2 protein-coding genes are annotated in these 2,815 nt (G+C 32.8%); both read left to right on the forward strand.

The window, feature by feature from the left end:
• Positions 1-1,883: peptidoglycan D,D-transpeptidase FtsI family protein (locus tag AC1DTM_RS21715; protein WP_477000850.1), on the forward strand; the 1,883-nt coding region annotated here is incomplete at its 5' end.
• 76 nt (positions 1,884-1,959) lie between these two features.
• A complete protein-coding gene (gene lepB, locus AC1DTM_RS21720) occupies positions 1,960-2,490 on the forward strand; it encodes a signal peptidase I (RefSeq protein ID WP_016105004.1) in 531 nt (176 codons plus the stop codon).
• Positions 2,491-2,815 lie beyond the last annotated feature (325 nt).

A 2,815-nucleotide genomic window follows, 5' to 3' on the forward strand; every position in this document is an offset into this window, starting at 1 on the left:
CAATTACATATACGAAGATGAAAGGTGTAAAGTCGGAAAATATGTTAAAAATTGCGAGACAACTTGCAGAAATAATTGAAATGCCGCAAGAAGATATAGATAAGTTAACCGAGACAGATAAGAAAGATTTTTGGATGCAATTAAATCCAAAGGTTGCTCAAAATTTAGTATCTAAAAAAGAAATAGATAAGTTTAGAGAAAATGATATTGYCGGAAAAGAGCTAGATAAAAAAACTGAAGAGTTAAAGAGAAAACGAGTTTCAGATAAAAACCTTCAAGAATTAACAGCTCAAGATATAGAAGTGTTGGCTATTAAAGGTAAAATGACTTCAGGTTATCAAATGGCACCTCAAATTATTAAAAAAGATGTTAGTGAAAAGGAATATACTGTGATTAGTGAAAACTTAGCAAACCTCCCAGGGGTAGATGCATCAGTTGATTGGGAGCGTTTCTATGTTAATGATGGTTTATTCCGCTCGGTACTTGGAAATGTTTCGAATGCTGATGAAGGATTACCACGTGAACGATTAGATTATTATTTGGTGCGTGATTATAGCCGGAATGACAGGGTCGGGAAAAGTTACATCGAACAACAATATGAAGATGTACTTCATGGTACGAAGAAAGAAGTAAGAAGTCTTGCTGATAAACAAGGTAATACGATTAGAACGGAAACAGTTTCCGAAGGGAAAAGCGGCAAGAATTTAACTTTAACAATAGATATGGAATTACAGAAAAAAGTTGAAGAGAGCATAGAAAAAATATTAAAGGCATACAAAGGTTCAGAATCGATGTTGGACCGTGCTTTCGTTGTAATGATGAATCCGAAAAATGGTCAAGTATTATCAATGGCTGGGAAAAAGTTAGTAGAAAAAGACGGGAAAACTGAAGTTGAAGATTACGCTTTAGGCACGATGACAAGTTCATATGAGCTTGGATCAACTGTGAAAGGTGCGACAGTGTTAACAGGGTTTGAAACAAAAGCTATAACACCAGGTACATACTTTTATGACGCACCTATGAAATTCAAAGGAACTAAGGAGAAAAAGTCTTGGAAAGAATTCGGAAATATTGATGATCTAAGAGCTTTACAAGTTTCTTCTAACGTCTATATGTTTAATACAGCATTAAAAATTGCAGGTGTGGATTATGTAAAAAATAGTTCACTAGATATTAAACAAGAATACTTTGATAAAATGAGATATTATTTCAGGCAATTCGGTTTAGGTGTTCCAACGGGCATTGATTTACCGAATGAAACAGCTGGACAAATAGGGAGAAAAGATAATCAGCCTGGTTTCTTATTAGACTTTTCCATTGGTCAGTATGATACGTATACACCACTTCAGCTTGCACAATATATTTCTACTATTGCAAATGGTGGGTATCGTATGAAACCACAAATTGTTCAAGAGATTAGAGAACAAACCGTGCAGAAAGATGAAATCGGCAAAGTGGTGCAATCAATAGAACCAGTTGTTTTAAATAGAGTGGATATGAAAGAAGATTATATAAATCAAGTAAAAGAAGGGTTTAGAAGAGTTTTCCAAGAAGGGGATGGAACGGGAGTAAGGACGTTTCAAAAAGCATCATATAAACCTGCTGGTAAAACAGGAACCGCACAGACTGTATATGGTGGAGAAAGTAATATTGGCAGAAATGATAAAGGTGAACGTAGAGAATGCTATAATTTAACATTAGCGGGATATGCGCCTTATGATGATCCAGAAGTAGCATTTTCCGTTGTAGTACCATGGGTTATAAATGATAAGTCTGGTATTAACTCTGATATTGGAAAAGAAGTTTTAGATGCTTATTTTGATTTAAAAAATAAGCGATTAACTGGCGAAGCACCAAAAATAGATGACTCTAAAGAGAATTAAAATATACGAAATGTCTCTAGCATTTATATGAACTAGAGACGTTTTTACATACGAATAGATTAGAAATGAGGTATATATGAAGCAATTGATTCTAAAAGATTGGAGAAAAATATGTAGCTATATTTTAATTATAATAGGAATTATTATTATTAATAAGTCATTTTTATTTTGTATGGTAGAAGGAATTTCGATGCAACCTACTTTGAATGAAAATAATCGCATACTAGTTAATAAGGCTAGTGTCTATTTTTCTTCTTTTCATCATGGTGATGTTGTAATAATAAAAAAAGAAGACGAGCCTACATACTACGTGAAACGAATTATTGGATTACCAGGGGATAACATACAATTAAGAAACGATGTGGTATATATTAACGATAAAAAGCGAGATGAGTTGTATATACAGTTAGATATGTCACAAGTATCAAATCGTTTTTCAAACTTTAGAGAAATGAAAGTTCCCTCGCATAAATTATTTGTATTAGGTGATAATCGAAATCATAGTAAAGATAGTAGGAATACACTTGGACTTATCGATGAGTCACATGTAATAGGTAAAGTGAAAATGGTATATTATCCATTTGATCAAATAAAATGGTTAAAATAATTCTATTAACTATTCACGTTTTATAAAATAATTCATATATTGATAGCATAGGACAAGCAGAAAAGCTTATCCTAACCTCACAGAACACTCCTTATCACAGTTAGGCATCTACTTATGTAGATGCCTTTTCCGATGACTGATAATTATTTATCAACCTAAAGTAGTAAGCATATTGGGACTATTAGAGGAAGATTGCTTGTAATAATAACAGTACGATTAATAAGAACATTGAATTGTAAGGAGTGAGACATACGTGTTGAATATTTTAATAGTTAATTTTCCTGCAGAGGGACATGTAAATCCTACATTAAGTTTAGTAAAGGCC

Source organism: Bacillus sp. P4_D3 (genome assembly GCF_056401855.1).

Coding starts and splice junctions, on each gene's coding strand:
- lepB (WP_016105004.1), top strand. CDS start 1,960: ATGAAGCAATTGATTCTAAAAGATTGGAGAAAAATATGTAGCTATATT.